21 protein-coding genes are annotated in these 25,348 nt (G+C 62.9%); 7 read left to right on the top strand and 14 right to left on the bottom strand.

What is annotated here, in order from left to right; all coding sequences use genetic code 11:
* Nucleotide 1: 1 nt before the first annotated feature.
* The 4 genes from M727_RS0110050 (at nt 2) to dhaL (ending at nt 5,115) form a co-directional block, all read left to right on the top strand.
* Complete coding sequence (locus M727_RS0110050) at nt 2-988, top strand: xanthine dehydrogenase family protein subunit M (protein WP_027152581.1); 987 nt, start codon at nt 2-4, stop codon at nt 986-988.
* A 9-nt stretch (nt 989-997) separates the two neighbouring features.
* Nucleotides 998-3,283 (top strand): xanthine dehydrogenase family protein molybdopterin-binding subunit, encoded by a 2,286-nt coding sequence (locus M727_RS0110045; RefSeq protein ID WP_027152580.1) that lies wholly within the window; start codon nt 998-1,000, stop codon nt 3,281-3,283.
* 173 nt (nt 3,284-3,456) lie between these two features.
* Nucleotides 3,457-4,464: a dihydroxyacetone kinase subunit DhaK gene (locus M727_RS0110035; RefSeq protein WP_027152579.1), complete on the top strand. Its 1,008-nt coding sequence runs from the start codon at nt 3,457-3,459 to the stop codon at nt 4,462-4,464.
* Nucleotides 4,465-4,476: 12 nt separating this feature from the next.
* Nucleotides 4,477-5,115, top strand: a complete 639-nt coding sequence (dhaL, locus tag M727_RS0110030) for a dihydroxyacetone kinase subunit DhaL (RefSeq protein ID WP_027152578.1) — start codon at nt 4,477-4,479, stop codon at nt 5,113-5,115.
* 112 nt (nt 5,116-5,227) lie between these two features.
* On the opposite strand, the gene M727_RS0110025 is transcribed toward dhaL, so the two are convergent.
* From M727_RS0110025 to M727_RS0110010, 3 genes are all read right to left on the bottom strand, one after another.
* Complete coding sequence (locus M727_RS0110025) at nt 5,228-5,671, bottom strand: RpiB/LacA/LacB family sugar-phosphate isomerase (protein ID WP_027152577.1); 444 nt, start codon at nt 5,669-5,671, stop codon at nt 5,228-5,230.
* Nucleotides 5,672-5,797: 126 nt separating this feature from the next.
* On the bottom strand, nt 5,798-6,583 hold the full coding sequence (locus M727_RS0110020) for a triose-phosphate isomerase (protein ID WP_084646688.1): 786 nt from the start codon (nt 6,581-6,583) through the stop codon (nt 5,798-5,800).
* A 146-nt stretch (nt 6,584-6,729) separates the two neighbouring features.
* The gene (locus M727_RS0110010; RefSeq protein WP_027152575.1) at nt 6,730-7,497 is read right to left on the bottom strand and encodes a DeoR/GlpR family DNA-binding transcription regulator; all 768 of its coding nucleotides are present in this window, start codon (nt 7,495-7,497) and stop codon (nt 6,730-6,732) included.
* A gap of 291 nt (nt 7,498-7,788) precedes the next feature.
* Here M727_RS0110010 and fba point away from each other — a divergent pair, with 291 nt between their 5' ends.
* On the top strand, nt 7,789-8,853 hold the full coding sequence (gene fba / locus M727_RS0110005) for a class II fructose-bisphosphate aldolase (protein WP_027152574.1): 1,065 nt from the start codon (nt 7,789-7,791) through the stop codon (nt 8,851-8,853).
* Nucleotides 8,854-9,419: 566 nt separating this feature from the next.
* Here the strand turns inward: fba and M727_RS0109995 are convergent.
* The gene (locus M727_RS0109995; protein WP_036261991.1) at nt 9,420-9,761 is read right to left on the bottom strand and encodes a hypothetical protein; all 342 of its coding nucleotides are present in this window, start codon (nt 9,759-9,761) and stop codon (nt 9,420-9,422) included.
* Nucleotides 9,762-9,779: 18 nt separating this feature from the next.
* Nucleotides 9,780-10,154, bottom strand: coding sequence for a hypothetical protein (locus M727_RS0109990; RefSeq protein WP_027152571.1), 375 nt, complete (start codon nt 10,152-10,154; stop codon nt 9,780-9,782).
* 563 nt (nt 10,155-10,717) lie between these two features.
* On the opposite strand from M727_RS0109990, the gene M727_RS0109985 reads away from it, so the two are divergent.
* Together M727_RS0109985 and M727_RS0109980 are read left to right on the top strand one after the other, a co-directional pair.
* The gene (locus M727_RS0109985; protein WP_051505577.1) at nt 10,718-11,680 is read left to right on the top strand and encodes a DUF1837 domain-containing protein; all 963 of its coding nucleotides are present in this window, start codon (nt 10,718-10,720) and stop codon (nt 11,678-11,680) included.
* Nucleotides 11,677-14,316, top strand: coding sequence for a DEAD/DEAH box helicase (locus tag M727_RS0109980; RefSeq protein ID WP_027152569.1), 2,640 nt, complete (start codon nt 11,677-11,679; stop codon nt 14,314-14,316). Before M727_RS0109985 ends, M727_RS0109980 begins: the two co-directional genes overlap by 4 nt.
* A 224-nt stretch (nt 14,317-14,540) precedes the next feature.
* Here the strand turns inward: M727_RS0109980 and M727_RS0109975 are convergent, their stop codons facing one another.
* The 9 genes from M727_RS0109975 to M727_RS0109935 all read right to left on the bottom strand — a co-directional run bounded on the left by M727_RS0109975 (nt 14,541) and on the right by M727_RS0109935 (nt 25,340).
* The gene (locus M727_RS0109975) at nt 14,541-15,482 is read right to left on the bottom strand and encodes a TIM barrel protein (RefSeq protein ID WP_027152568.1); all 942 of its coding nucleotides are present in this window, start codon (nt 15,480-15,482) and stop codon (nt 14,541-14,543) included.
* Nucleotides 15,482-16,999: a glycerol-3-phosphate dehydrogenase gene (locus M727_RS0109970; RefSeq protein ID WP_027152567.1), complete on the bottom strand. Its 1,518-nt coding sequence runs from the start codon at nt 16,997-16,999 to the stop codon at nt 15,482-15,484. The genes M727_RS0109975 and M727_RS0109970 overlap by 1 nt, the downstream gene beginning before the upstream one ends.
* 49 nt (nt 17,000-17,048) lie before the next feature.
* The gene (locus M727_RS0109965) at nt 17,049-18,089 is read right to left on the bottom strand and encodes a 2-hydroxyacid dehydrogenase (RefSeq protein WP_027152566.1); all 1,041 of its coding nucleotides are present in this window, start codon (nt 18,087-18,089) and stop codon (nt 17,049-17,051) included.
* Between the two features lie 10 nt (nt 18,090-18,099).
* Nucleotides 18,100-19,653 carry an FGGY-family carbohydrate kinase gene (locus M727_RS0109960; RefSeq protein WP_027152565.1) on the bottom strand — a complete coding sequence of 518 codons (1,554 nt, stop codon included), beginning with the start codon at nt 19,651-19,653 and terminating at the stop codon, nt 18,100-18,102.
* Nucleotides 19,653-20,777, bottom strand: coding sequence for an ABC transporter ATP-binding protein (locus M727_RS0109955; protein WP_023800186.1), 1,125 nt, complete (start codon nt 20,775-20,777; stop codon nt 19,653-19,655). Before M727_RS0109955 ends, M727_RS0109960 begins: the two co-directional genes overlap by 1 nt.
* Nucleotides 20,774-21,892 (bottom strand): ABC transporter ATP-binding protein, encoded by a 1,119-nt coding sequence (locus M727_RS0109950; RefSeq protein WP_027152564.1) that lies wholly within the window; start codon nt 21,890-21,892, stop codon nt 20,774-20,776. Before M727_RS0109950 ends, M727_RS0109955 begins: the two co-directional genes overlap by 4 nt.
* A gap of 5 nt (nt 21,893-21,897) precedes the next feature.
* On the bottom strand, nt 21,898-22,755 hold the full coding sequence (locus tag M727_RS0109945; RefSeq protein ID WP_027152563.1) for a carbohydrate ABC transporter permease: 858 nt from the start codon (nt 22,753-22,755) through the stop codon (nt 21,898-21,900).
* A 9-nt stretch (nt 22,756-22,764) separates the two neighbouring features.
* Complete coding sequence (locus M727_RS0109940; RefSeq protein ID WP_027152562.1) at nt 22,765-23,688, bottom strand: sugar ABC transporter permease; 924 nt, start codon at nt 23,686-23,688, stop codon at nt 22,765-22,767.
* Nucleotides 23,689-23,894: 206 nt separating this feature from the next.
* On the bottom strand, nt 23,895-25,340 hold the full coding sequence (locus M727_RS0109935) for an extracellular solute-binding protein (protein ID WP_023800182.1): 1,446 nt from the start codon (nt 25,338-25,340) through the stop codon (nt 23,895-23,897).
* Nucleotides 25,341-25,348: the final 8 nt, after the last annotated feature.

Below are 25,348 nucleotides of genomic sequence, written 5' to 3'. Positions count from 1 at the left end.
AATGCAGTCCTTCACTTATGAACGTGCGGCAAGTGCCGAGCAGGCAGCCGCCGCGGTCGCGGCCCGGCCGGACGCCAAGTTCATCAGCGGCGGCACCAACCTGCTCGACCTGATGAAGCTCGAGATCGAGCGCCCTGCGCATCTCGTCGACATCAGCCGGCTGCCGCTCGATCGGATCGAGGAGACGGCGGCAGGCGGGCTTCGGGTCGGCGCCCAGGTCCGCAACAGCGATCTTGCCGCCGATCCGCGGGTGAGATCGCGCTATCCGATGCTCACGCAAGCGCTGCTGGCGGGAGCTTCCGGCCAGATACGCAACAAGGCCTCGACCAGCGGCAATCTCCTGCAGCGCACGCGCTGCCCCTATTTCTACGACCGCAGCATGCCTTGCAACAAGCGCGAGCCGGGTTCGGGCTGCGCGGCGCTGCAGGGTTTCAATCGCATGCACGCCGTGCTCGGCGCCAGCCAAGCCTGCATCGCGGTCCATCCCTCCGACATGGCGGTCGCCATGGCCGGGCTCGACGCCACGATCGAGACCATATCGCCCGGCGGCGGGACCCGCACGATCCCGATCGGCGATCTCCATCGATTGCCCGAGGCGACGCCACATGTGGAAACCGTGCTCGACCACGGCGAGATGATCGCCGCCGTCACCCTGCCGCCGCCACCGCCCGGCCGGCAGGTTTACCGCAAGGTGCGCGACCGTGCCTCCTACGCCTTCGCGCTGGTATCGGTGGCGGCAGTCGTCGAGAAAAGCGGCGATCGTATCCAAAGCGCTCGGATCGCCATGGGCGGCGTGGCCGCCAAGCCCTGGCGCGCGACGGAGGCAGAGCGCACCCTCGCTGGAGCGGCGGCGTCCGACGGCGCCTTTACCGACGCGGCCGAAGCCGCGCTCGCCGGAGCCGTCGGATATGGCGGCAATGATTTCAAGATCCCGCTGGCGAAACGGACGATGCGGCACACGCTCGCTGCTGCCGCCGAGAGTGCATGAGGTGACATGATGACAGAGACGAAGACCTCAAACCGTCCTCGCGAAACACGCAGCGGCATCATCGGGCGTCCATTCGATCGCATCGATGGTCCGCTCAAAGTGAGAGGCGATGCCACCTACGCCTACGAGAATACGCTGGAGGGTACAGCCTTTGGCTATATTCTCGGCGCTGCCGTCGCCAAGGGGCGCATTGCCGAGATCGACACGGCCGAAGCCGAACGGGCGCCGGCAGTGCTGCTCATCATGACGCACCGGAATGCGCCGGCCCAGCCGGATTTCGGCCCGGCGGTCACGCCGACGGTGCCGGAGGTCTTCACGCGCGCCCGGCCCGCGCTCAACAGCGAGCGGGTGCGCTATTACGACGAGCCCGTCGCGCTGGTCGTTGCGGAGACGTTCGAGGCGGCACGTGCTGCCGCCGGCCTCATCAAAGTGCGCTACGACGAGGAGCCGGGCCTCTACGATCTGTCGGGACATGTGGCCGACGCCTACGCACCAAAGCGGACCAATGCCGGCTTCGAGACCGACAGCGTCATCGGCGACTTCGAGAGCGCCTTTGCCGCGGCTCCGGTCAAGCTCGATGCCACTTACCGGACGCCCTTCGAACATCACAATCCGATGGAGCCCCATGCGACGCTCGCCGCCTGGTCAGGCAACGAGCTGACGATCCATACATCGGCGCAGACCCTGGCGAATTTCCGGGCGGGGGTCGCCAGCACGCTTCGCATCCCGCCCGAGCGCGTGCGCATCGTGAGCCCGTTCATCGGCGGCGGCTTCGGCTCAAAGCTGATCGCCCATGCCGATACGATCCTGGCCGCGCTTGCAGCGCAGGTCCTGCAGCGTCCCGTCAAGATCGCGCTGACGCGACAACAGATGTTCGCCAATGCCGGTCATCGCGCAGAGATGATCCAACAGGTGCGTCTCAGCGCGGACACTGACGGGCGGCTCACCGGGATCGCGCACGACGTCTGGTCGGCAACGTCCAGCTTCGAGGAGTACTGCGAGCAAACGGCAGTTTTTGCCCGCTCGCTCTATGCGGCGCCGAACCGTGTCACTCGGCATCGCCTGGTTCCGCTGGATATCAACCGCGGCGAATGGATGCGCTCGCCCGGCGAAGCGCCCGGCATGCTGGCCTTCGAATGCGCCATGGATGAACTCGCCGAGCGGCTCGGACTGGACCCGATCGAGCTCAGGATCCGCAATGAACCGGCACGGGATCCCGAGCGCGGCGTGCCGTTCTCCACCCGCAATCTCGTCGCCTGCATGGAGGAAGGCGCCCGCCGTTTCGGTTGGGAACGGAGAAACCCGACACCGGGCCGCGCCCGAGAGGGCCGCAAGCTCATCGGCTACGGCATGGCGGCGGCGATCCGTCCGAACTACATCGGCGCGGCGACGGCGCGGGTTGCGATCGACGGCGACGGTCGGGTGACGGCGCGGCTCGACATGACCGATATCGGGACCGGCACTTATACGATCCTGACCCAGATCGCCGCGGACAGCCTCGGCGTGCCGATCTCGTCCATCAAAGTGGAGCTTGGCGACAGCCGCTTCCCGCGTACCGCCGGCTCCGGCGGGTCCTGGGGTGCGGCAAGCGCAGGGTCGGCGCTGCACAACGCCTGCAACGCCCTTAGGGAACGGATATTGGAGGCGGCGCAGTCGAGCGAAGCCTCACCGTTGCGCGGCGCCAATGCCGCCGAGGCGAGCTTTGCTGACGGCGAGATCAGCGTCGGCCAGCGGTCGGCAAGCCTGGCCGACCTCGTCCGACGGATCGCTCCCGACGGGTTCGAGGCCGAGGGTTCCGTGGCCGCCGGCGCTGCCACCCCGTCATACAAGGCTTACTCGCAGCATTCCTATGGCGCGCATTTCGCCGAGGTCGCTGTCGATTGCGATACCGGTGAGATCCGCATGCGCCGGATGCTGGCGGTGATGGGCGCCGGCCGTATCCTCAACCCCAAGACCGCGCGCTCGCAAATCATCGGCGGCATGACCTGGGGGATCGGTGCGGCGCTGATGGAGCAGACGGTGCTCGACCGGCGCTACGGCCACTTCGTCAATCACGATCTTGCCGAGTATCACGTCCCGATCAACGGCGACGTCCCCGAGATGGAGGTCGTCTTCCTCGAGGAACATGACGACAAGGCCAATCCATTCGGCGCGAAGGGGATCGGCGAGCTCGGCGTCTGCGGTGCGGGGGCAGCTGTCGCCAACGCCATCTACAACGCGACCGGCGTGCGGGTGCGTGACTTTCCCATCACCTTGGACAAGGTGCTGCCTGCCTTGCCGGTGATCGCCATTTGACGCGGCAAGTCTTGTTCGAGCATTTCAAGCTCACGGACAAAGCGGCTGCCAATCCCTGCGTGCAGGTACTGGCCGCGCCGGAACATATTGCCGCGTGAAATCTCCCTCCCCGGGTGGAAATTCCAGTAACACGCTGTACTATCTGCGAAATTACCGAAATCGGGAGGCTGCCGGTGCAGACCAAGAAGATCATCAACGACGGCAACCGCACTGTCGACGAGATGCTGGAGGGCATTCTGGCCGCGCATCCCCGCCATCTCAAAAGCGCGGAGGGCAGCCCACGCTCGATTATCGCCATCGATGGGCCTCGCCAGGGCAAGGTCGGCCTCGTCATCGGCGGCGGCTCCGGCCACGAGCCGACCTTCCTCGGTTTCGTAGGCAAGGGGCTGGCCGACGCGGCGGCGATCGGCAATGTCTTTGCCTCGCCGCCTCCGGACCCGATCCTTGAATGCGCCAAGGCGGCCAGCGGCGGCGCCGGCGTGCTGTTCATGTATGGCAACTATGCCGGCGACGTGATGAACTTCGACATGGCCGCAGAGATGGCGGCGATGGATGACATCGAAGTGCGCACCGTGCTGACCACCGATGATGTGGCATCGGCGCCGCGAGACCAGAGGCAAAAGCGCCGTGGTGTCGCCGGCAATTTCTTCATCTTCAAGGCCGCCGGTGCCGCCTGCGACCGGATGCTGTCTTTCGACGAATGCGAGCGCATTGCCAGGAAGGCCAACGATCACACCTTCACCATGGGGGTCGCTCTTTCGCCCTGTTCGCTGCCGCAGACCCGCCGGCCGAATTTCGAGATCGGACCGGATGAGATGGAGATCGGCATGGGCATCCATGGCGAGCCGGGCATTGCCCGCGGAAAATTGAAAACCGCCGACGAGATCACCGACGAGATGCTGGACAAGATCCTCGACGAGATGGCGCCGGCACGCGGCGACAAGGTCGCCGTGCTCGTCAATTCGCTCGGCTCGACGCCGCTGATGGAGCTCTACATCGTGAACCGGCGCGTCAAGCAGCGGCTCGATGACATCGGCGTGGCAGTTCACGCGACCTGGGTCGGCAACTATTGCACCTCGCTCGAAATGGCCGGCGCCTCGGTGACGCTGATGCATCTCGACGCCGAATTGCAGACGATGCTCGACCATCCTTGCGACTGCGCCATGTTCCGCGCCGGCTGAAAGGGTGCATCCATGACATCCATCGATGCAGCCGATCTGAAAAGAATGTTCGATGCGATCGCGGTGGCGATCGAAGCCGACAAGGACAGGCTCTGTCAGCTCGACGGGGTCATCGGCGACGCCGATCATGGCATCGCCATGGCGCTCGGCTTTGGAGCGGTGCGCGATGCGCTGGCGCCGCTGGAGCTCACGGCAACCGAGCCGACTGTTCTCCTCAACACTGCGGCGAAGTCGTTCCTCAACGCCGTCGGCGCCTCGTCGGGCCCGCTCTACGCGACGGCCTTCATGCGTGGTGCGGCTGCCGTCAAGGGCAAGTCGACCTTGGCGGGCGCCGATGTCGTCGCCCTGTTCCAGGCGATGGCGCAAGGCATCCAGGACCGCGGCAAGGCGGAGATCGGCGAGAAGACGATGGTCGACGCCTGGCTGCCGGCGGCGCAAGCCGCGGCCGCTGCCCATGCCGCCGGCAAGACCCTGTCCGAAAGCCTGGCAGCCGCCCTCGAAGCAGCCGAACGGGGCGCCGAGGCGACCAAGGATATGATCGCCGCGAAGGGCCGCTCGTCGCGGCTCGGCGAGCGGTCGCTCGGACACATCGACCCCGGCGCGGCGTCGGCGGTCACCGTTATCGGCGCGATGCGAAAAAGCCTGGCTTAAGCGCATCGCATCAATGCGACGCGCTTAAGCTCCTGTTTTATACATGTCGTTATCCCAAAACCGCTGCGCACCCTCGGTTCACGCCCGAGGGCATGCTTTTGGGCGACATGCATTAGCCCAGCTTCGCCGCGTCGAGCCTGTCGATCGCCTGGACATTGCCGGCCGATGGCCCGTTTTCGTCGAACTCCGATGCGAGCCAGGCATCGACGATCGACTTGGCCAGTTCCGGGCCGATGACGCGGGCGCCCATGGTGATGATCTGGGCATTGTTGGATTTCGCCGCGCGCTCCGCCGAATAGGTGTCATGGGTGAGTGCGGCGCGAATGCCGGGCACCTTGTTGGCCGAGATGGAAACGCCGATGCCGGTGCCGCAAAACAAGATGCCGCGATCGTTTTCGCCGTCGAGGATGGTCTGGGCGAGCTTCTGCGACAGATCGGCATAGTAGCCGGCCTGGCTGACGTCGCTGACGGAGAGGCCGGGCTTGGTGGCCAGGTGAGCGGCAATGACGTCGAGCAGCGGCTTGCCGGCGCTGTCGGCCCCAATGGCTATTTTCATTTTTTCTGTCCTTTCCTGTTCGATTGCTCTGGAGCCTGTTCCATCCCGATGGCATCGGGATGGGCTCTAAACTTTTGTTGGGCATGATCTTTCCGAAAACCGGATTCCACTTTTCGAGATCATGCCCTAGATCACCGCCGAGGCGCGTTCGAGGATGTCGATATAGCCTTCCGCCTGCCAGGCGGAGCGGCCGATGAACAGCCCGTCGATATGAGGCTGGCCGATCAGCTCGGCGGCATTTTGCGGATTGACGCTGCCGCCATAAAGCACCGGCGGCATGGCCGGCAGAAGATCGCCGGCGATCTTCTTGATCAGCGCCTGCTGCCTGTCGGCGTAGTCGGCACTTGCCGGAATGCCCTTGTCGCCAATCGCCCAGACCGGTTCGTAAGCAAACAGGATCGTCGCCGCCTTGGCCTGGCCTTCGAGGTATTGCAGCGCGCCGTGCACCTGCAAGGCCAGCACCGCATCGGCCTGGCCGCTGTTGCGTTGCGCCAATGTCTCGCCGACGCAAATGAGCGGCACCAACCCGTGCTTCACCGCCGCTGCGGTCTTGAGACCAACCGTATTGTCGGTCTCGCCGAAATGCTCGCGCCGTTCGCTATGGCCGAGCTCGACGAGATCGAGCCCGCAGTCCGTCAGCATCACCGGCGAGATCTCGCCGGTCCAGGCGCCGGCGTCGGCCCAGTGCATGTTCTGGGCACCGACCTTGATCCGCCTCGATGCCAGCGCTTTCTTGACCTCGCGGACCGCCGTGAAGGGCGGGATGACGAAGGGCTGGATACGGTCGTCGAAACCGGGGACGAACCCCGCCAGCGCCCTGGCAAAGTCAGTCGCTTCTGCAAGCGTCTTGTTCATTTTCCAGCTTGTGCCGACCCAGTAAGCCACGCGTCCTCCTTCTAGAGCCTGTTCCATCCCGCGAGGCGGGATGGGGCTCTATCTTCTTCTTTGACCATGATCTTTTCCGAAAACCGGTTCCCACTTTTGGGGATCATGGTTCTATCTTCGTCTTTGACCATGATCTTTTCCGAAAACCGGTTCCCACTTTTCGGGATCATGGTCTAGTCCTTCTCGACCAGTGTTAGCGAAACGCCGGCGCCATCCAGCGCCTCGCGCATCTGGAGTCCCAGTTCTCGACCGGTGAAGACGGCGTCGAACGCCTTGAGATCGGTCAGGAAATGCAGGGCCGTGCGGCCGAACTTGCCGTGATCGACCAGCAGATATTTGCGGGCGGCCGCGGCCATCATCAACCGCTTGGTATGGACCACTTCCTGGTCCTGGTGGAAGGCGGAAACGCCGTGGATGGCGGACGACGACAGGAAGGCGACATCGGCGCGCAACGATCTCAGCGTGTCCTCGGCAAGCAGGCCGAAGAAACCGTGGAATTTCTTGCTGTACTGGCCGCCGAGCGCGATCAGGGTGATACCGGCAACGCCGGCCAGATCCTGTATCACGGCCAGATTGTTGGAGATCACGGTCAGCGGGCGCAGATCCGCAAGGTGGCGCGCAATGCCGCCCGCCGTCGAGCCGTCGTCGATGATCACCGTTTGGCCCGGTTCGATGACAGCCACGGCGGCAACCGCCAGGCGCTGCTTCTCCTCGGCGGCCTGCTTCTGACGGTAGCGGAAATCACTCTCGAAAAGGCCGCTCGGCTGAATCGAGGCGCCGCCGCGTATCTTGCGCAGGAAGCCGCTTTCCTCAAGCTCGTCGAGGTCGCGATGGACGGTCATCTTCGACACGCCGAAGCGCGAGGCAAGGTCATCGACACTGGCCGTGCCGGTGTCCATCAGAAAATCCATGATGCCTTGCCGCCGGCCGTCGCTCTTCATCGTCCAGCCTGTTTCCTTTAATTCGCGTCGCCGCGTCCGCCGTGGCAGAAACGACTGATAGAAGCTATTCTAACAGATAAAATCGCATGCTTGCCAAATTTTTTGTGATGGTGTTATGTTTCCTTGGGATATTCCTTGCTTCTGATCGCTGCCTTGTAACAAGAATTGCTCTCGGCGGCATGGCCAGAGGTTGCGGTTCTCCGGAAATCCGGCCAGAAGCATCAATGGGCTGAATGACGACCGGACAGCTCGCAAACCATAGGCTTGAAACCAAATACGGGAGACCATTGGGTGGCTCGCATCACATTGAGACAATTGCTCGACCATGCCGCCGAACACGGCTATGGCGTGCCTGCCTTCAACATGAACAATATGGAACAGGGCCTTGCCATCATGGAGGCGGCCGAGGAGACCAAATCGCCTGTCATCCTGCAGGCGAGCCGCGGCGCCCGCGCCTATGCCAACGACGTCGTGCTGGCCAAGCTGATCGACGCGCTGGTCGAGATCCATCCCGATATCCCTGTCTGCATGCATCTCGACCATGGCAACAACGAAGCCACCTGCGTGACCGCGATTCAGCACGGCTTCACCTCGGTGATGATGGACGGATCGCTGAAGGAGGACGGCAAGACGCCGGCCGACTACGACCATAATTCCGGCATCACGCGGCGCGTCGTCGACATGGCGCATTGGGGCGGCGTGTCGGTGGAAGGCGAGATCGGCGTTCTCGGATCCCTGGAGATGGGCGGCGGCGAACAGGAAGACGGCCACGGCGTCGAGGGCACCGTCAGCCATGACCAGTTGCTGACCGATCCGGAGCAGGCGGTGCAATTCGTCAAGGACACGCATGTCGATGCGCTGGCCGTCGCCATGGGCACCAGCCACGGCGCCTACAAGTTCTCGCGCAAGCCGGACGGCGCGGTGCTGGCCATGAACGTGATCGAGGAGATCCACCGCCGCCTGCCGAACATGCACCTGGTCATGCACGGCTCATCCTCGGTGCCGGAAGAGCTGCAGGAGATCATCAACAAATATGGCGGCCAGATGAAGCCGACATGGGGTGTGCCGGTCGAGGAGATCCAGCGCGGCATCAAGCACGGCGTGCGCAAGATCAACATCGACACCGACAACCGCATGGCGCTGACCGGCGCGATCCGCAAGGTGCTGACCGAGAACCCGAGCGAGTTCGATCCGCGCAAATATCTGACGCCGGCAATGGCCGCGATGAGGAAGCTGTGCAAGGAGCGCTTCGAGCAGTTCGGCACCGCCGGCAACGCCCCCAGGATCAAGCCGCTGCCGGTCTCGGAAATGGCCAAGCGCTACAAGTCGGGCAGTCTCGACCCGAAATTCGGCTGAGTGAAGCTCCCCCTCATCCGGCCGCGGAGCCTGTCCTCGGGCGTGCCGGAGGCAAGACCCGTGGGCGGCCACCTTCTCCCCGCTGGGGAGAAGAGGCTGGCGGCAACGCTGGCGATCTCCTCTCCCCTCCGGGAGAGGTTGTAGAACCCTTTGGCGCCGTCCAGGCACAGAATTCGAAAGAGTTTTTCTTCGGATGCTTTGTCGTCGGACATGAGAAGCCCCTCAGGCCTGCCTATTTTTGTAGCAGACAAAGAAGAGGGAAAGTAGCGGATTGTGATATTATCCACGGTATAAGTGTAAGGCCCAATTGAACTCCAAGGTGCCGCAAGGTTTCCTTGTCCCGTAGGTGCTGCACTGTCCCTACCAACCGGCTTCACCCACTGTGTAGCCGGTCTTTTCAACCTTCAGGGCTGAGTCAGCGAGCTCCTGCACTCGCTTTCACAGTCGCTCGCGCGTCGCGGTTGAACTTGATGAAGCCCGAACCGACATATTTGCCGGTTTGCGCATTCAGAACAAAACTCAAAATTGAGAGTGTTGGCGGGTTTCTCCCGGCGGCACGCGCAAGCCTATTTAGCTTTGCGACCAGTCTTTTCCATTACAAAGGCGTCGACTTCCGCAGCGGTCATCGTCGCCTTTGACCAATTCTGGTTTAGGGCATCTTCTCGGCCCAAGGGCTGATGGGAATCCCAGAATGAGCCGAATATGTTCTTAGAGCCGCCTTGCTCATAGGTAATTCGGAAACAGGGCTGGTAACCCCTGCCGGTAACGCCGAGCTGGACCTCGGCGTTGCCGTGCTGAGCCACGCAGACGGACAGCTTCTGTCGCACGCCCCCGACATAAACTAGAGGTTCCTTGAGGAGGTCCCAGATCGAGGCAATTGTGGATTCCTTGGCGATTCTATCGGTCATTGTTTTTCCTCCCTGCAATCAGGCCACGGTGTCGAGATACGGGATAAACATCTTCTCGCGGTGCTTACCGCCAGCAGCTAACCAATCCTTCTTTCGATTTTTCACGGCCGTCTGCGTAATTGACATGCGGCGGCCTGCCGAATTGTAGCCGGCATCGTTGTCGAGGAGGCGAAACAGGATCTCCTTCCCCTCGGGAGTGAGGTTCACACCGACCTTGTTACGAGCGTCCCGGCAATCGTCGTCAGACGGAACCTTATATTGAACTGAGCCGGGTGCGTGCGCGGGAGCGGGATCCAGCCGCTCAAGTAGCGCATTTATGAGACGATCGATGTAAGCGTGACCTTCTAGCCTGGCTGCTTCCACGGCGGTGGCGACCTCGGGGGCTACTGACATGCGAAAACTCCGTTTCCTGTGCCTTTGAGAGACTTTCTCTCGAAGTGCACCGCCAACTAATGCCACGTTGCTACACTAAATGCAAGTACCACCTACACATAGATTTAGACGGGTGTAAAAAGACCCACCTGAAGCGGGTCTGTGGAGCTTGGGCGTGGGGAGGAACGGTCACGGGGCACATCGCTAATCTGTTTCCGTTGTTGGCAGGTGAGCTGGTCAGCCGTCGGCGCCTTTTCCATGAAGACCGTTGCGCCGTAGACCTAATCCGCGCCCAGACAGGAAGAAAATGGCGTGAGAGGAACTCCAAAACAACGCCACCCCGGTAAGAAGACCGGTAAGAGGGTGGCAAAGCATTTCGTTATTCGGCAGCGGCGAGCTGCTCTTCTTCGATCCTTCGGATGAGCCTGGTTCCAAGGGTAGTCGGCGCCCTGCCCTGCGTTGGTTATAGACCGACAGACTTGTGTACTTCGCGTACCTCGGCGGGGACTCAATCTCGATATTGCTGGCTTTGAGTGGATCAGATCGTTAGCCTCGCATAAGTTGTGCTGTTGTAGGGGTGAAGGTTGGACCAAGATGTTCTGACGACACTGTCGTTCGAGGACTTCCGGAAGGTCATCGCGTCTAATCCCAAAACGCTCGATGTGCATCTCGATCTGGTTGAGCGCAACCTCGAGGTGGAGGGCTGCGAGGTCCGCATCGACTGCCATTGCCTAAAGGTCGATGCGAACGGAAAGGTCAGCCTAAAGCGGCTTGCCGAGTTCATGCGGACAGTGATCGTCGACTATGCGATACCGCACGAGGTCCGCCAGCGGGCTAAGGAAAGGGACGATCGGGAGAAGACTACCGCGGCGACGCTCGCGCTCTACTTCCGCGCGCTCGGCACGTTCACCGATCTTACGACCACCGGCGAGGGAGGGGAGCTCCTACTCTACCTGCTCGCCGAGCGGTTTCTCGGTCTGCCACAGATCTTGTGCAAGATGGACCTGAAGACGAGCGGGCAGGTGCACTATCATGGGACGGACGGCGTCTACGCCAGCGTTGACGAAGAAGGCGTGCTCAATCTTTATTGGGGCGAGTCGAAGATCCACGCCGACGCCGCCCACGCGATTCGCGAGTGTTTGAAGTCGCTGCGCCCGTTCCTGGTCGAGGAGGAACATGAAAGCTCGAAGCGCGAGCGCGACCTGGTGCTGCTGAGTGAGAGGGCCGATCTGGGTAACTCCGACCTGAACCTCGCTCTTCGCCGCTATTTCGACAATTCCGACCCGCTGGTCACGCGGAAGAAGTACTGCGCGGTGGCGCTGGTTGGCTTTAATGGGGACGGCTACCCCGCACCTGGCGGGAAGTGTAGCGCGAACGACGTCATCGACGCCTCTCGCGAGGCGCTCACGAAGTGGGTGACGAACGTCAGCAACCGGATAGTCCTCGAAAAGCTGGAGGAGTGCAGGATCGAGTTCCTGTGCCTACCGTTGCCATCCGCCGACGATTTTCGCGCCGCCATTCTCGAAGCGCTGGGACTTGAGAAGTGAACGCGGAGGAGCTGATCGAATGGCTGCTCATCGAGGGCATCGCGGCAGAGTTGGCGGTTCTCGTCCGCATCAATGCCCTTCAGGACCTTGGGAATGTCGAGCCGGCGGCTCAGCTGGGGCAGGCGCTGGCAGGAATGGATTGGAACCGGCTGCTTTTCGCAGGGAGCATTCTCGCGCGTTCTGAGGCGCGGCGTCCCCGGGAGGCGGCGCTTCTGATCGCCACGACGGCGATAACGTGCGCCGAACGGGGTCCGCTGAGGGACGCCGCCGCCCTGCTCTTTGAGCAGTTGTCAAACCGTCTCGCGGTAACGCTAGCTCAGCGGAAGGAGGAGCTGGGATACGACCTTGACGGCCGCCTCGGCGTCGGCGCGCGTTTAGAGCTCGCGCGCAACCGGTTGAGGAACTCCGTCGTTCTCGAAGCGAACGGCGGACTTATGGAGGTCAACGCCTTCCAGCGCGCGTTCTGGATAGGCGCGCAGGATGCGGAGGGCTGGCTCTCTGCATCAGCGCCTACAGCGTCCGGAAAGACGTTCCTCGTGCTTCAGTGGGTGCTCGACCAAGTGCGGTCCGAACGCGCACGTATGGTCGTCTATCTCGCCCCAACGAGGGCTCTCGTCAGCGAGACTGAGACCAATCTTAAAAAGCTCTTGTCGCAGGCGAAGATCGACCCGGACAGCATCCGCGTCAGCTCGCTGCCGCTGTCGGACGAGTATATTGAGATGATCAAGGGCGGACCTCCGCTGATCGTGGTTTTCACGCAGGAGCGCCTACACCTCTTCGCGAATGCGTTGGGTGACAAGATGGGCATCGATCTCCTAGTGGTCGACGAGGCGCACAAGATCGGCGACACGAAGCGCGGCGTGATCCTGCAAGACGCAATCGAGCGTGTCACGCGGGCCAGCCCGGCTGTGCGGGCGGTGTTTATCAGCCCGGCCACACAGAACCCCGAGGCCTTGCTCGACGACGCACCGCCTGACTCCGAGCGCACCATCATCGACAGCGATGCGCCGACGGTCCTCCAAAACGTGGTCTTCGCCCAGCAGGTCAGGAAGAAGACGACGAAGTATCAGCTATCGGTGCGAACCGGCGACGAGGTCGAGGAGATCGGCATACTCAACCTTCCGCACCGTCCGACGGGCCTACAGAAGAGGGTCGCCTTCATCGCGGAGGCGCTAACCGGCGACCGCTCCGGCACGCTTGTCTACGCCAACGGACCAGATGAGGCGGAGAAGATCGCTTTTCTGCTCAATCAGGACGCGCAGCGCGACCAGATCGACCCGGAGTTGGCTGCGCTTGCCGATCTCTCCCGCAAGGGCGTGCATCCCGGTTATCTGCTAGCGCCGCTGGTCGAACGCGGCGTGGCATTCCACTACGGCAACATGCCGTCACTGCTCCGGTCCGAGATTGAGCGGCTATTCAAGACGGGAAAAATCCGCTTCCTCGTGTGCACGTCCACGTTGATTGAGGGCGTGAACCTGTCCTGCCGGATGATCGTGTTGCGCGGTCCGCGCAAAGGGCGAACGCAACACATGCTCGCGCACGACTTCTGGAACTTGGCGGGTCGCGCTGGGCGCTGGGGCGACGAGTTCCAAGGGACGATTGTCTGCATCGATCCTTACAGCGAGGAAGCTTGGCCGAATGGCGTCCCGAAGCGCGCGCGCTACAAGATCAAACGTGAGACCGACGCGGTGCTCGATGCGCCGGAGCAAATGATCGGGTTCATATCGTCACGCAACGGGATGGCGATGGACGAGGTCGGCAGGAACACGCAGCTTGAGCAAGTCTCCTCATACCTAGTCGCGACCTTCCTGCGCAGCGGCTCGATCGAAGGTGCTGCGTTCACCAAGCGACACGATCCGCGTGTCGTGAAGCGGATCGACGAGGCCCTGGCCCGACTCTGCGTGTTCAACCGCATCCCGCCGGCCGTGGTCGCGCGCCACCCCGGCGTCAATGCAATCGGGATGCAGTCGCTACTCGAGTTTTTCGAGGCGTACGAAGGCGCGGTCGAGGATCTGCTCCCGGCCACCACAGAGGACGATGAGGCGCTGCAGTCAATGATGTTGATCATGAGCTTGATCAACGACCATCTTTTCCCAGCCTTTAAGCCTGACACCCTGCTCTACGGACATGCGATAACGGTCCAGCGATGGCTGAGCGGCTGGTCGCTTGCCCGTATGATCGAGATGCGGATCAGAGGGATCAGGTCCAAGGGCGAGACGCCCGACGTCTCCAAGATTTGCCGTCAGACTATGGAGATGGTGGAGCAGACCGCGCGGTTCTCGGCGCCGAAGTATCTGGCGGCCTACGTGGACGTCCTGCAGGTACATCTCGCGGGCATCGACCGGCCCGACCTGCTCCGCGACGAGTTCGACATCGGTCTCGCGCTAGAGTTTGGCATCTCGACAAGGACGCTGCTCTCGCTAATGGAGTTAGGCCTATCGCGAATGAGTGCGGTCGCGGCTTACGAGATTATAGCTAAGGATGATCTCGATCAGGAGGCGTGCCGGGAGTGGATGCGAATGAACGGCGACGCGCTGGTTGGAACGGGATTACCGATCATCATCCTACGAGAGCTTCGCGAAAAGCTGGTGGACGATACGTCGAGTGCGGAAGGGGGGGACGGATCGGTCGCCTGATTGTTTGGACGAAGCCTTATGGCGAACGCTCGAATGGGGAGTGACAGCTTCCCGGAAACCGGTCAACCTACAGAAGGTCTTGGATGAGGCGCAAAGCTGCTATAGCGCCAAGGTCTCATTCGGGTTACGACGTTCCCTGACCCGAGGTCGGATTGCCCCGAATTGCCGTTCGCAATTCGGTTGGGAATCCGGGTGGGGGGATTCGTCCAAATGCCCCGCCGGTTCTACTCGTTTCGCGGCAAAATCGCCGCCCTGCCGGTCTCGATGAACGGCGCCCAGTAGTCGACCGACTCGCGGATCATGGCGACGACCTGGTGGTCGACCGGCTCGCGTTCGCGAAACGACAGTTCGAGGCAGATCTCGTTGTCGACGCCGCCGCCGCGCCGAACCGTCTGCAAAAGCTTTTCCGGCGTGATGCGGCCGTCCTTGTTGTAGGCGGCGATGAACGGCCAATGGCCGCCCTTGTTCATCGACGACTGCTTGACGTGGATGATCGGCGATACCGTGGGAAAAGCTTCGGCCCAGGCATAGGGGTCGATGTCGGCCGGGTCGCTCGAGGTGACGTCGCCATGGTCGATATCGACCATCATCTTCAACGGGATGGCCATGCCGGCTGCTTCGATCTCGTTGTGCAGGGCTCGGCAGCTGTCGATCGTGTGGCCGAATTCGCGGCCGACAGACATCGGCTCCCAGAACAGATAGGTCAAACCGGCCGCCCTGGCGTGCTCGGCGACCTCGCGCCAGCATTCCAGCGCGATCTCGAAAAGCCGCGCGCGACGCTCCGGATCGTCAAAATCCCTATGCGTGAAGATCGCGAACTGCGTGCCCATGCCGCTGGCGCCGAGCTCGGCCGAAATGTCGGCAAAGGTCTTGAACCAATCGACGTAGTAGCGGCGCACGTCGGCGTCGGGATGGCCAAAATGGTTGAGCCGCCCATAAGGGCCAGTCATGCCCGACGTCACGCGCACGCCGGTCCGGTCGAGCGCCGTGCGGAACAGGCGAACGAATTTCGAGATCGTCGCCGCCGGCCAGCCGGGATTGACGAATTCATGCGTGAGCTGCACGTCCCGGATGCCGATGTCGTAGGCGATCGCGTCGATCAGATCGTCCGGTTCGGCAAAACGGTTGACCAGCGGATTGGTGTTGAGGGAAAGCGTAAAAGTCATCAGCCTGCCCTCACCAGTCGGCCAACGCACCAGTCCTCGAAGGCGGCTCTTTCCGCGGCGGACAGATGCAGGCCGTGCTTGGTGCGCCGTTCGAGAATATCAGCAGCGGTCAGCGCCCATTCATGCTCGAACAAATAACTCGCCTCGCGTTCGAAAAAATCCTTGCCGAAGCACCGCCCCAGTTCGGTGAGCGACCTGGACGCACCGACCAGAACGCGCGTCCTGGTGCCGTAGAGCCGGCCATAGTGCTTGACCAGCGAAGCCGGCATCCAGGGATATTCGCGGCCGAGATCGCCGAGAAACTGCTCGAAATCGGCGTTGGCGATATCGCCGCCCGGCAGGTAGCCTTTCGACGTCCATGGCTTGCCCATTTTCGGAAAGAACGGGGCGATCCGGTCCAGCGCATGCTCGGCCAGCTTGCGGAAGGTGGTGATCTTGCCGCCGAAGACGGAGAGCAGCGGCGCCTGCCCGACTGAGGCGTCGAGTTCGAAAATATAGTCGCGCGTCACCGCGCTCGGATTGTCGGCGTTGTCGTCATAGAGCGGCCTGACGCCCGAGAATGAGTAGATGACATCATCGCGGGCAAGTTCGCGCTTGAAGTAGCGGTTGACCACCTTGATCAGGTAGTCGACCTCGCTGGCATCCGCCGCTACGTCTTCCGGCCGCCCATCATAGGGAATATCGGTGGTGCCGATCAGGGCCAGATCGTTCTGGTAGGGGTTGATGAAGATCACGCGCTTGTCGCTGTTCTGCACCAGATAGGCCTGCCGCCCTTCCCAGAATTTCGGCACGACGATGTGGCTGCCCTTGACCAGCCGGACATTCCGCTTGGAGTTCTGGCCGGCCACGCGGTTGATAATGTCGTTGACCCAGGGACCGGCGGCGTTGATCAGCGCACGCGCCCGAACCGTGGTCCTGACGCCGGTTCGGCTGTCGCGCATCTCGACCGACCACAGGCCGTTTTCACGGCGGGCGGCGGTGCAGGCGGTCCGGGTGAATATCCTGGCTCCCCGTTCCGCAGCGTCGAGCGCATTGATGACGACGAGACGGGCGTCGTCGACCCAGCAATCGGAATATTCGAAACCACGCTTGAACGCATCCTTGATCGGCGCGCCTTCGGGCGCGGTGCGCAGGTTGAGCGTGCGGGTGCCCGGCAGCCGCTTGCGGCCGCCGAGATGATCGTAGAGGAACAGGCCGAGCCGGACCAGCCAGGCCGGCCGGTCGTCCGGGCTGTGCGGCAGCACGAAGCGCATCGGCCAGATGATGTGCGGCGCCGATTCAAGCAGCACTTCGCGTTCGATCAGCGCCTCGCGCACCAGCCGGAATTCGTAATATTCGAGATAGCGCAGGCCGCCATGGACGAGCTTTCCCGATCGCGAACTCGTGCCTTCGGCAAGATCGTCTTTTTCGCACAGGATGACGGAAAGCCCGCGGCCGACTGCGTCGCGCGCGATGCCGGCGCCATTGACGCCACCGCCGATGACGAACAGATCGACGATTTCAGTGGCGCCGCTCATCTCGCCGGATCCTCTATGCCTGGATTGCGTTTCATGGCTGCCGCGGCCTTCAGCACGGGTTGACCGGCGGGAGCCCGACGATGAAGCGGCGCACCTCTTCGGCCGCCTGCTCGGCCGCATAGGTCACCGTGCGCACCGACGCGCCGGCGATATGCGGCGTCAAGGTGACATTCGAAAGCTGCAGCAGCGGCCAGTCGGCAGGCACCGGCTCGACCGCAAAGGTCTCCAGCATGGCGCTGCCGATATGGCCAGAGACCAGCGCATCGTAGAGCGCGTCGTAGTCGACCAGCGGCCCGCGCGCGGTGTTGACGAAAATCACCCCCGGCTTCATCCGGGCGATGGTATCCTTGTTGATCAGGCCGCGGGTTTCCTCGGTCACCCGGGGATGAAGCGTGACCACATTGGAGCGGGACAGGAGATCGTCCAGTGCGACCAGTTCGACGCCGGCGTTGCGGTCTTCGGCGCTCAATTGCACATACGGATCGGTGACCAGGATGCGGCAGCCGAAGGCGCGCAGCAGGCGGACAACCTTGGTGCCGATATTGCCATAGCCGATGACGCCGACAGTCATTTCGTTGAGCTCGCGGCCGGTGCGGTCGGCGCGGTAGAGATCGCCGCGCCATTCCCCCTTGCGCAATGCTTCGTGCCCGACCCGGATCAGCCGCGTCTCGGCAAGGATCGCACCGATGGTGAATTCGGCCACAGCACTTGCATTGCGGCCGGGCACATTGACGACGGTGATGCCGTGGGCCTTGGCGGCAACCATGTCGATGTTGATCGGGCCGCCGCGCGAGACCGCAACCAGCTTCAGCGCAGGCAGACGCTGCATCATGGTCTCGGACAGCGGCGCAAGCTGGGTGACGAATATCTCGGCGTCGCCAATGAAATCGACCACCTCGTCCGGATCGCCAAAATACTCCTTCACCTTGTCGAGGCCGAGCGCCGCATTGCCGAATTCCATCGGCTCGTCGGGCCAGGCCGCCTCAAGGGTGCGAATGTCGAGATTGTCGCCGCAGGCCTTCTCGATTTTCTCGCGAAAGACCTCGGGAAGCATGAAGCGGTCGCCAATGATTGCAATCTTCTTACGCATGCTCGACTTCTCAGTTTGCCCTGGATGCGGCCATCGACCGCCAGACCGGCCGCAGCGCCTCATGCGCCAATGTGTAGGACGGAACCGCCCGCTCATAGATCGCTGCAAGTTTTCGGTCGCTCGGTTCCGCCGCGCCCAGCAGCGGCGTGACCCATTCGCCGACGCATTCGTCCATCGAACTGTATTGGCCGACGCAGACCGCAGCGATCATCGCGGCGCCAGCCGCTCCGGCTTCCTCGCGTTGGCTGGTGCGAATGTCGGCGCCGACGACAGCGCCGAGGATCTTGCGCAGAGCCGGGCTTCTGGCGGCGCCGCCGGTCAGCCGGATTTCGCTCGGCAGCGGCCCCATGGCGGCGTAGCAATCGCGCGACGCGAATGCCAGCCCCTCAAAAACAGCGCGGACCATATCGGCATAACCGTGCCGCGACGAAATGCCGACGAAACCGGCCCTGGCATTGGCATCGACGAACGGCCCGCGCTCGCCGGCCTCCGACACATAGGGCTGATAGAGCAGCGAGGCCGGCTCCGATGACGATATCCATTCGTCGACCAGCGCGATCATCTCGCCATTGCTGCGGGTGATGCCTTGCGAGGCGAGAATACCGGAGGCGAGGCTAAGGATCCAATCGATGTTGAGCGTCGCAGCCATGTTCGACTGCATCTGCGCAAAGACGCCGGGCGCCGGCATCGTCATCGTGTAGCCGGTCCTGGCCTCGTTGAGCAGCACCTCGTCCGGCGTCTGAGCAAGCCGCATATGCATGCCGGTGGAGCCGATGATCGAGCAGCCAGGCTTGCGCTCGCGGTCGAGCAGGCCGGCGCCGAGCGCGGTGCAGGCGACGTCGACATAGGCCAGCACCACCGGCGTACCGGAAAGCAGCCCGGTCGCTTCGGCAGCCGCCGCCGACAGGCCGGCGCTATGCCTGGTGCCGTCGACGATCGGCGGCAGCAGATGCCTGAGGTCTGCGACGCCGAGCACCTCAAGCACCTCGTCGCAATAGACGCGGGTGCGGAAGTCGCCAAAGGTGAAGGTGCCCTCCGAAGGATCGGTGGCGCGTTCGCCGGTCAGGTTGAAATAGAGCCAGTCCTTGCAATGGAACGCTGTCGCGGCGCCGGCAAGCCTGTCAGGCGCGTTGCGCTTCATGAAGGCAAGCTGCGGCCCCTGCTGGCAGGCGGCGAGCCCGCTGCCGGTCTTTTCGAAACGAAGCCGGTCATCGGGGCGCGCGCGGATCTCCTCGACGATGGCGGCAGCGCGCGCGTCGAGCCACAGCCAGCCCTTGGCGACCGGCTCACCGTCCTTGTCGATCAGCCAGGTGCCGTCGCCCTGCCCGGTCACCGCGATCGCAATGATGCGGCTGGCGAGGTCCGGCACCTTGTCGGCAAGCTGTCGCAATGTGGTCGCCGTATCGGTCCAGGTGCGTGCCAGATCCTGCTCGGCGCCGCCGCCCGGCAAGGTCTCGTACCGGTTCGGTACCGCCGCGGCCGCGAGCTGCCGGCCCGCCGTGTCGAAGGCGACGGATTTGATGACAGACGTGCCGGCGTCGATGCCGATCAGCACATCCCGCATCAGGCAAGCTCCATGCCGTGCGAAATGGCCATGCCGCTGGACTGATCGAAGACGTGCAGATTTTTCGGATCGATGCTGATGTTGATCGGCGCGCCAAGCTCCAGCCGGGTCCGGTCATGTTCGACTAGGACCAGCGAGCCGCCGGCGAAATCCGCCGCGATATGGGTCTGGTCGCCGAGCCATTGGTTGGCCGAAACCGTCGCCGGCACGCCGTCCTTCGAGCGGCGAACCGCATAGGGCCTGACACCGATGACGACCCGCTGCCGTTTGAGCAATTCGTCGCGAACCGAGCCGCTGAACGCGTCCTTGTCATAGTCGAGTGAAAGCCCGTCGGGCAGCCGCAGATTGATCTTGTCGGCGGCCGTGCCGACATAGGCCTCGAAGACATTCATCGGCGGCTCGCCGACGAACGTGCCGGTGAACAGGTTGGCCGGCCGCTGCTTGAGCATATTGGGCGTATCGAACTGCTGCAGCACGCCGCCTTCCATCACCGCGATCCGGTCGGCCAATGCATTGGCCTCGGTCTGGTCGTGAGTGACTAGGATCGCGGTCAAGCCGCGCTCCTTGATGAAGTGCTTGATGCGGCCGCGCAGCACCGCGCGAAGCTGCGGCTCGAGCTGGCCCATCGGTTCGTCCAGCAGATGCAGGTCGGCCTCGCGGATCAGTGCCCGGCCGAGGCTGGCGCGCTGCTGCTGGCCGCCGGAGATGGAACTCGGATAGCGCTCAAGAATGTCCTCGATCTCGAGCAGCTTGGCGATGCTGGCAACTTTCGCGTCGACCTGACTTTTCGGCAGCCTGGCCGCCTTCAGCGCAAACGCCATGTTCTCGCGCACGGTCAGCGGCGGATACAGCGAATAGCCCTCGAACGCCATCGCCACATTGCGCTTGACCGGCGGCAGCGTGTGCACCTTGCGGCCGGCAACCGAAATGCTGCCGCGCGAGACCTCTTCGAAGCCGGCGATCATGCGCAATGTCGAAGTCTTGCCGCAGCCGGACGAGCCGAGCAGTGCGACGATCTCGCCCTTGTCGATTTCCATCGTCAGATTCTGAACGGCGTGCACACCTCGGTCGATCGGGCCGTAGAATTTGTCGACGCCGGAAATGGTGAGTGCGCTCTGGCTCATGCCGCTTCTCCGCTGCGCAAATTGACGACGTTTTTCGAGCCGATACGGTCGCCACTGGCACGATCGAACAGCAGGGCGCTTTTGCCGTCGACGGCGATATGGGCCCTGCCCTCGGTTTGACCCGCTGTTCCGGCCGGCCGGGAGACCAGGATTTCGCGACCGCGCACGGTGCGCACCAGCGTGACGATCTTTTCGTTGAGCGGCGTCTCCGCCTCGACGGTCACCGGAATGGCCGCGGGTGTTCCTTCGTCGACGAAGCGCAGCGCTTCGGGCCGCAAGCCGATCACGCAATCGCGGCCGACCGTCGCGTCATAGGCGCCGGTCAGATGGACCTGGACATTCGACAGACCGACATAAATGCCCTTGGCATCGCGCGACGGCTTGACGTCGAGCAGGTTGATTGTCGGATCGCCGAACAGCCGCGCGATCTCGATGTTGGCCGGCTCGCGATAGATCTGCTCGGGCGTGCCGAGCTGCTTGATGACACCTTGCGACATCACCGCGATGCGGTCGCCGAGCGCCATGGCCTCCTTGTAGTCCTGGGTGACGTAGACGACGGTCGCGCCACGGTCGGCCAGCAGCCTCGGCAGTTCGAGCCGCATCTCGAAGCGCAGTTTGGCATCGACGTTGCGCAGCGGGTCGTCGAGCAGCAGCACCGGCGGCGAGCCGACCAGAGCGCGGGCGAGAGCGGTGCGCTGCTTCTGGCCGTTGGACAGCGCCCGTGGCTTATGGCTGAGCACGTGGCCGATCTTCAGCAGCTTGGCGACGCTCTCGACGCCCGCCTTCATCGCGCTTTGGGACGATCGCTTGGCCTGAAGCGGCGTGGCGATGTTGTCGAAGGCGGTCATGTGCGGAAACAGCGCGAAATTCTGGAATGCCATGCCGACGCCGCGGAACTCGGCGTCAAGATCGGTCATGTCCTCGCCGCCGATGAAGATCTTTCCCTCATCAGGGTCGATGACGCCGGCGACGAGCCGCAGCAGCACCGTCTTGCCGGCGCCGGACGGTCCGAACAGGACCAGGGTTTCGCCGTCGGCGACGCTCAGCGACAGATTGTCGAGCACAGTCTGGCTCTTGTAGCGCTTGACGACATTTCGCAATTCGAGGCTGGCCATCGGAGCTATCCTTTCACCGCGCCGAGCGACAGGCCTTCGACGAGATAGCGCTGCGCGTAAAGGGCGAGCGCCAGCGTCGGGGTGATCGACAGCACGATCGCTGCCGAGATCTGGCCATACTGGATGCCGGAGGAGGTGATGAAGGCCAGCGCGCCGACCGTCACCGGCTGCTTGTCGGCCGAAGCGAGCACGAGCGCGAAGATGAAATTGTTCCAGGCGAAGATGAAGGCGAGCAGGCCGGCAGCCGCGATGCCGGGGCCGGCGAGCGGCAGCGCGATCTTGCGGAAGGTGGCGAACCAAGAATGGCCGGCGATGCGATAGGCGTATTCGATATCGGCCGGGATGTCCTCGAAATAGCCGCGCACGATCCACAGGATCAGCGGCAGGCAGATCAGCTGATACACCCAGATCAGCCCGATATAGGTGTTGGCCAGTCCAAGCTTCTGGAAATAGAGGGTCAGCGGCAGCAGCACCAGCAGCGCCGGCGCGAACCGGAACGACAGCAGCGTGAAGGCGATGTCCTCCGAGCCGCGGAATTTGTGCCGGGCAAAGGCGTAGGCGGCGGGGACGCCGAGCAGCAGCGCGACGGCGACCGAGGTGACCGACAGGAACACCGAATTCCACAGGTTGCGCATGAAGGCGATGTCGAGCGTGCCGGCCGCCGTGGTCAGCTTTCCGGTGATCAGCGCGGTGTAGTTGGCCAGCGTCGGCTTGAAGACGAGCTGCGGCGGAATCCGCAGGATGGTCTCGTTGGTCTGGAACGACATCATGAGGATCCAGACGATCGGGAACATGAAGAAGACCACGACCAGCGTCAGCGCTATGCCGCGCAGGATGCGTTCGAGAAGCGAGGTGTGTTCCATCCCGGCCTCCTATGCCTGGCCGCGGGCGCGTTCGCGCAGCCGCAGCCAGTTCTTGATGAAGATGTTGGAGAGGAAATAGGTGATCGCCCACAGGATGATCATCAGTGCCGCCGAGCGGCCGACATTGGTCGACTGGAAGAAGTTGAGGTAGGCCTCGACCTGGAAAACGGTCAGCGTGTCGCCCGGACCGCCCTGGGTCATGGCGTAGATGATGTCGAACTGCTGGATGGAATCCAGCAGGCGAAACAGCGTCGCCGTGAGGATGTAGGGCGTCAGCATCGGCAAGGTGATGCGGAAGAACACGAAACTCCGCGGCACGCCGTCAAGTGCCGCCGCCTCGAAGGGCTGCGTCGGCAGGCTGCGCAGGCCGGCAAGCAGCAGGATCATGATGAAGGGCGTGTAGACCCAGATATCGACAAGCACCACCGTGAAAAGCGCGGTCGACGGCGACGAGGCCCAGCGGAAATCCTGCAATCCGATCAGGCTGGCGAGATAGCTCAGCACGCCAAAGCCGGGATTGGTCATCAGCTTCCACATCAGCGCGGCAAGCGCCGGCGCCGTCATCAGCGGCATCAACAGCATGATCGAGATGAAGTTGTTCAGCGTCGAGCGCTTCTGCAGCAGCATGGCGATGCCGAGACCGAGAAGCAGTTCGAGCAGCACGGTGATGCCGGCATAGAGCAGCGATATCTCCAGCGTGTTCCAGAACCTCGGGTCGGTGAAAAACGAGATGTAATTGTCGCCCCAGTTGAACTGCCGCGCCCAGGGCTGGCTCAGCCGGTAGCGCTGGAACGAGTAGACGACCGACGTGAAGAACGGGATCAGGATGCCGATGCAGACGAGCAAGGCTGGCAGGCTGAGCACATAGGGCAGCACTTTCTTGCTGATCCTGAAGCCGGAAGGCCTGTTTCTTTGCATTGTCGCCGTAGTCATCGTGGCTCACCCGTCATCTCTGTTGCTTCGCCCTGCCGGCCGCCCAGGGAGCTAGGCGGCCGGTTGGGCGAGTGGCGGCACCGCCGTTGTTTGAGCATCGGATTTCCCAAAACCGGTTTTCCACTTTTGGGTTCGATGCTCCAGGCGCCGCTTCGCAGTGGAATGACCGGCTGGCCCGCAGCAGCGGGCCGGCCGGCCGCCAGGACTCAGCCGAGCCCGGCTTCCTTGAGCTGGCCGTCGACGCTGGTGGCCAGCATGTCGAGGCCCTCGTCGATCGGCACTTCCTTGGCCACCATCTTCTGCAGCGTCGCCGCCCATTCGGTGGTGAGATCGAAGAACAGCGGCTGCGGGGTGAACTTGATGCTGGCGCCGGGCGCCGAGACATCGAACATCTCGACATAGCCCGGATAGCTCTTGTTCAGCTTCTCGCGGAACATCTGGTCGTTCCAGACCGACTGACGGACCGGATTGACGAAGTCCATCTCGGTCGCACCGAACAGTGCATGCTCGGGCCCTGATGCCCATTGCATGAAGTACCAGGTGGCGTCCTTGTCCTTGGAGAAGTTGGACATCGACAGCGACCAGATCCAGATGTTGGGCGTCGGAGCCTTGGCGGCGGGATTGGCCTTGAAGGCGGAGAAGGCGAGCTTGCCTGCCATCTTGTTGTCGCCGCCATTCATGAAGTAGCCGAGGATGTCGGCGTCGAAGATCATCGCCGAGGCGCCGGCGCCAAGGTCGGTGCCGACCTGATACCAGGTGTAGGTCGACCAGTCCTTGGGGCCGCTCTCCTGGATCATCTGGACCCATTGCTTGTGGAAGGCCTTGGATTCGGCGGTGTTCATCGCGGCCGACAATTTGCCATCAGCCGAGACGTTCAGGTCCTTCTGGTCAAAGTTGGCATAGGCCGACAGGAAGCCGGGATGGATCGTCGCCCAGGAGCGTGAACCGCGCACGCCGATGCCGTAGACGCCACTACCAACATCCTTGGTGAGCTTGGCCGCCGTAGCGACCATCTCGTCCATATTGCCGGGAACGCTGACCCCGACCTTGTCGAACATGCCCTTGTTGTAGGTGATGTTGTTCTGTTCGAAGCCCCACGGAATGCACCACTGCTTGGCATCGTCGGAACCGAGCACGCCGCCGGGCTGGCCGTTCCAGGCGCAGGACTTCCTGACGCCGGGCAGGAAGTCGTCCCAGGCATAGTTCACGTTGGTCTTGGTCGGATCCTTGATCCACTCGTTGAGGTCGGTGATCCAGCCGGCCGGGCCGTAGGTCCAGGTCATGTAGGCGCCGGTCATGAAGGCATCGTATTCAGGCGAGCTGGCCGACAGCGCAGCGGTGACCTTGTCGAAATAAACGTCTTCCGGAAACACGTCGTAGATCACTTCCATGCCGGTCAACTTCTTGAAGTTTTCGAGGTTGGCAATCATCGCATCGGCATAAGGGTGCTTGTTGAGCAAGAGCTTGATGGTCTTGCCTTTGTGCGCCTGCCAGTCGAAATCCGCCGCCAGCGCACGGGTCTGCCCCAGATTGAGCAGCGTTCCGGCCGTGCCGGCGGCAAGGCCCATCGCGCCAAGGCCCTTGATCAGCCCACGACGATCGACTTGTCCGCGCAGGAACGCGTCGATCAGGTCTTTTTCTTTCTCATGCATTTGTCTTC

The sequence above is a fragment of the Mesorhizobium sp. WSM2561 genome (genome assembly GCF_000513915.1).
Taxonomy (GTDB): Bacteria; Pseudomonadota; Alphaproteobacteria; order Rhizobiales; family Rhizobiaceae; genus Mesorhizobium; species Mesorhizobium muleiense.
The sequence above is the reverse complement of the archived record's forward strand: the minus strand, read 5'-3'. Positions and strand labels throughout refer to the sequence as shown.

What these genes read in the sequence shown, in the direction of transcription:
- M727_RS0110050 (WP_027152581.1), top strand. Translation starts at nt 2, where the DNA reads ATGCAGTCCTTCACTTATGAACGTGCGGCAAGTGCCGAGCAGGCAGCC.
- M727_RS0110045 (WP_027152580.1), top strand. Translation starts at nt 998, where the DNA reads ATGACAGAGACGAAGACCTCAAACCGTCCTCGCGAAACACGCAGCGGC.
- dhaL (WP_027152578.1), top strand. Translation starts at nt 4,477, where the DNA reads ATGACATCCATCGATGCAGCCGATCTGAAAAGAATGTTCGATGCGATC.
- M727_RS0110025 (WP_027152577.1), bottom strand. Translation starts at nt 5,671, where the DNA reads ATGAAAATAGCCATTGGGGCCGACAGCGCCGGCAAGCCGCTGCTCGAC.
- M727_RS0110020 (WP_084646688.1), bottom strand. Translation starts at nt 6,583, where the DNA reads ATGGAACAGGCTCTAGAAGGAGGACGCGTGGCTTACTGGGTCGGCACA.
- M727_RS0110010 (WP_027152575.1), bottom strand. Translation starts at nt 7,497, where the DNA reads ATGAAGAGCGACGGCCGGCGGCAAGGCATCATGGATTTTCTGATGGAC.
- M727_RS0109995 (WP_036261991.1), bottom strand. Translation starts at nt 9,761, where the DNA reads ATGACCGATAGAATCGCCAAGGAATCCACAATTGCCTCGATCTGGGAC.
- M727_RS0109990 (WP_027152571.1), bottom strand. Translation starts at nt 10,154, where the DNA reads ATGTCAGTAGCCCCCGAGGTCGCCACCGCCGTGGAAGCAGCCAGGCTA.
- M727_RS0109975 (WP_027152568.1), bottom strand. Translation starts at nt 15,482, where the DNA reads ATGACTTTTACGCTTTCCCTCAACACCAATCCGCTGGTCAACCGTTTT.
- M727_RS0109970 (WP_027152567.1), bottom strand. Translation starts at nt 16,999, where the DNA reads ATGAGCGGCGCCACTGAAATCGTCGATCTGTTCGTCATCGGCGGTGGC.
- M727_RS0109965 (WP_027152566.1), bottom strand. Translation starts at nt 18,089, where the DNA reads ATGCGTAAGAAGATTGCAATCATTGGCGACCGCTTCATGCTTCCCGAG.
- M727_RS0109960 (WP_027152565.1), bottom strand. Translation starts at nt 19,653, where the DNA reads ATGCGGGATGTGCTGATCGGCATCGACGCCGGCACGTCTGTCATCAAA.
- M727_RS0109955 (WP_023800186.1), bottom strand. Translation starts at nt 20,777, where the DNA reads ATGAGCCAGAGCGCACTCACCATTTCCGGCGTCGACAAATTCTACGGC.
- M727_RS0109950 (WP_027152564.1), bottom strand. Translation starts at nt 21,892, where the DNA reads ATGGCCAGCCTCGAATTGCGAAATGTCGTCAAGCGCTACAAGAGCCAG.
- M727_RS0109945 (WP_027152563.1), bottom strand. Translation starts at nt 22,755, where the DNA reads ATGGAACACACCTCGCTTCTCGAACGCATCCTGCGCGGCATAGCGCTG.
- M727_RS0109940 (WP_027152562.1), bottom strand. Translation starts at nt 23,688, where the DNA reads ATGACTACGGCGACAATGCAAAGAAACAGGCCTTCCGGCTTCAGGATC.
- M727_RS0109935 (WP_023800182.1), bottom strand. Translation starts at nt 25,340, where the DNA reads ATGCATGAGAAAGAAAAAGACCTGATCGACGCGTTCCTGCGCGGACAA.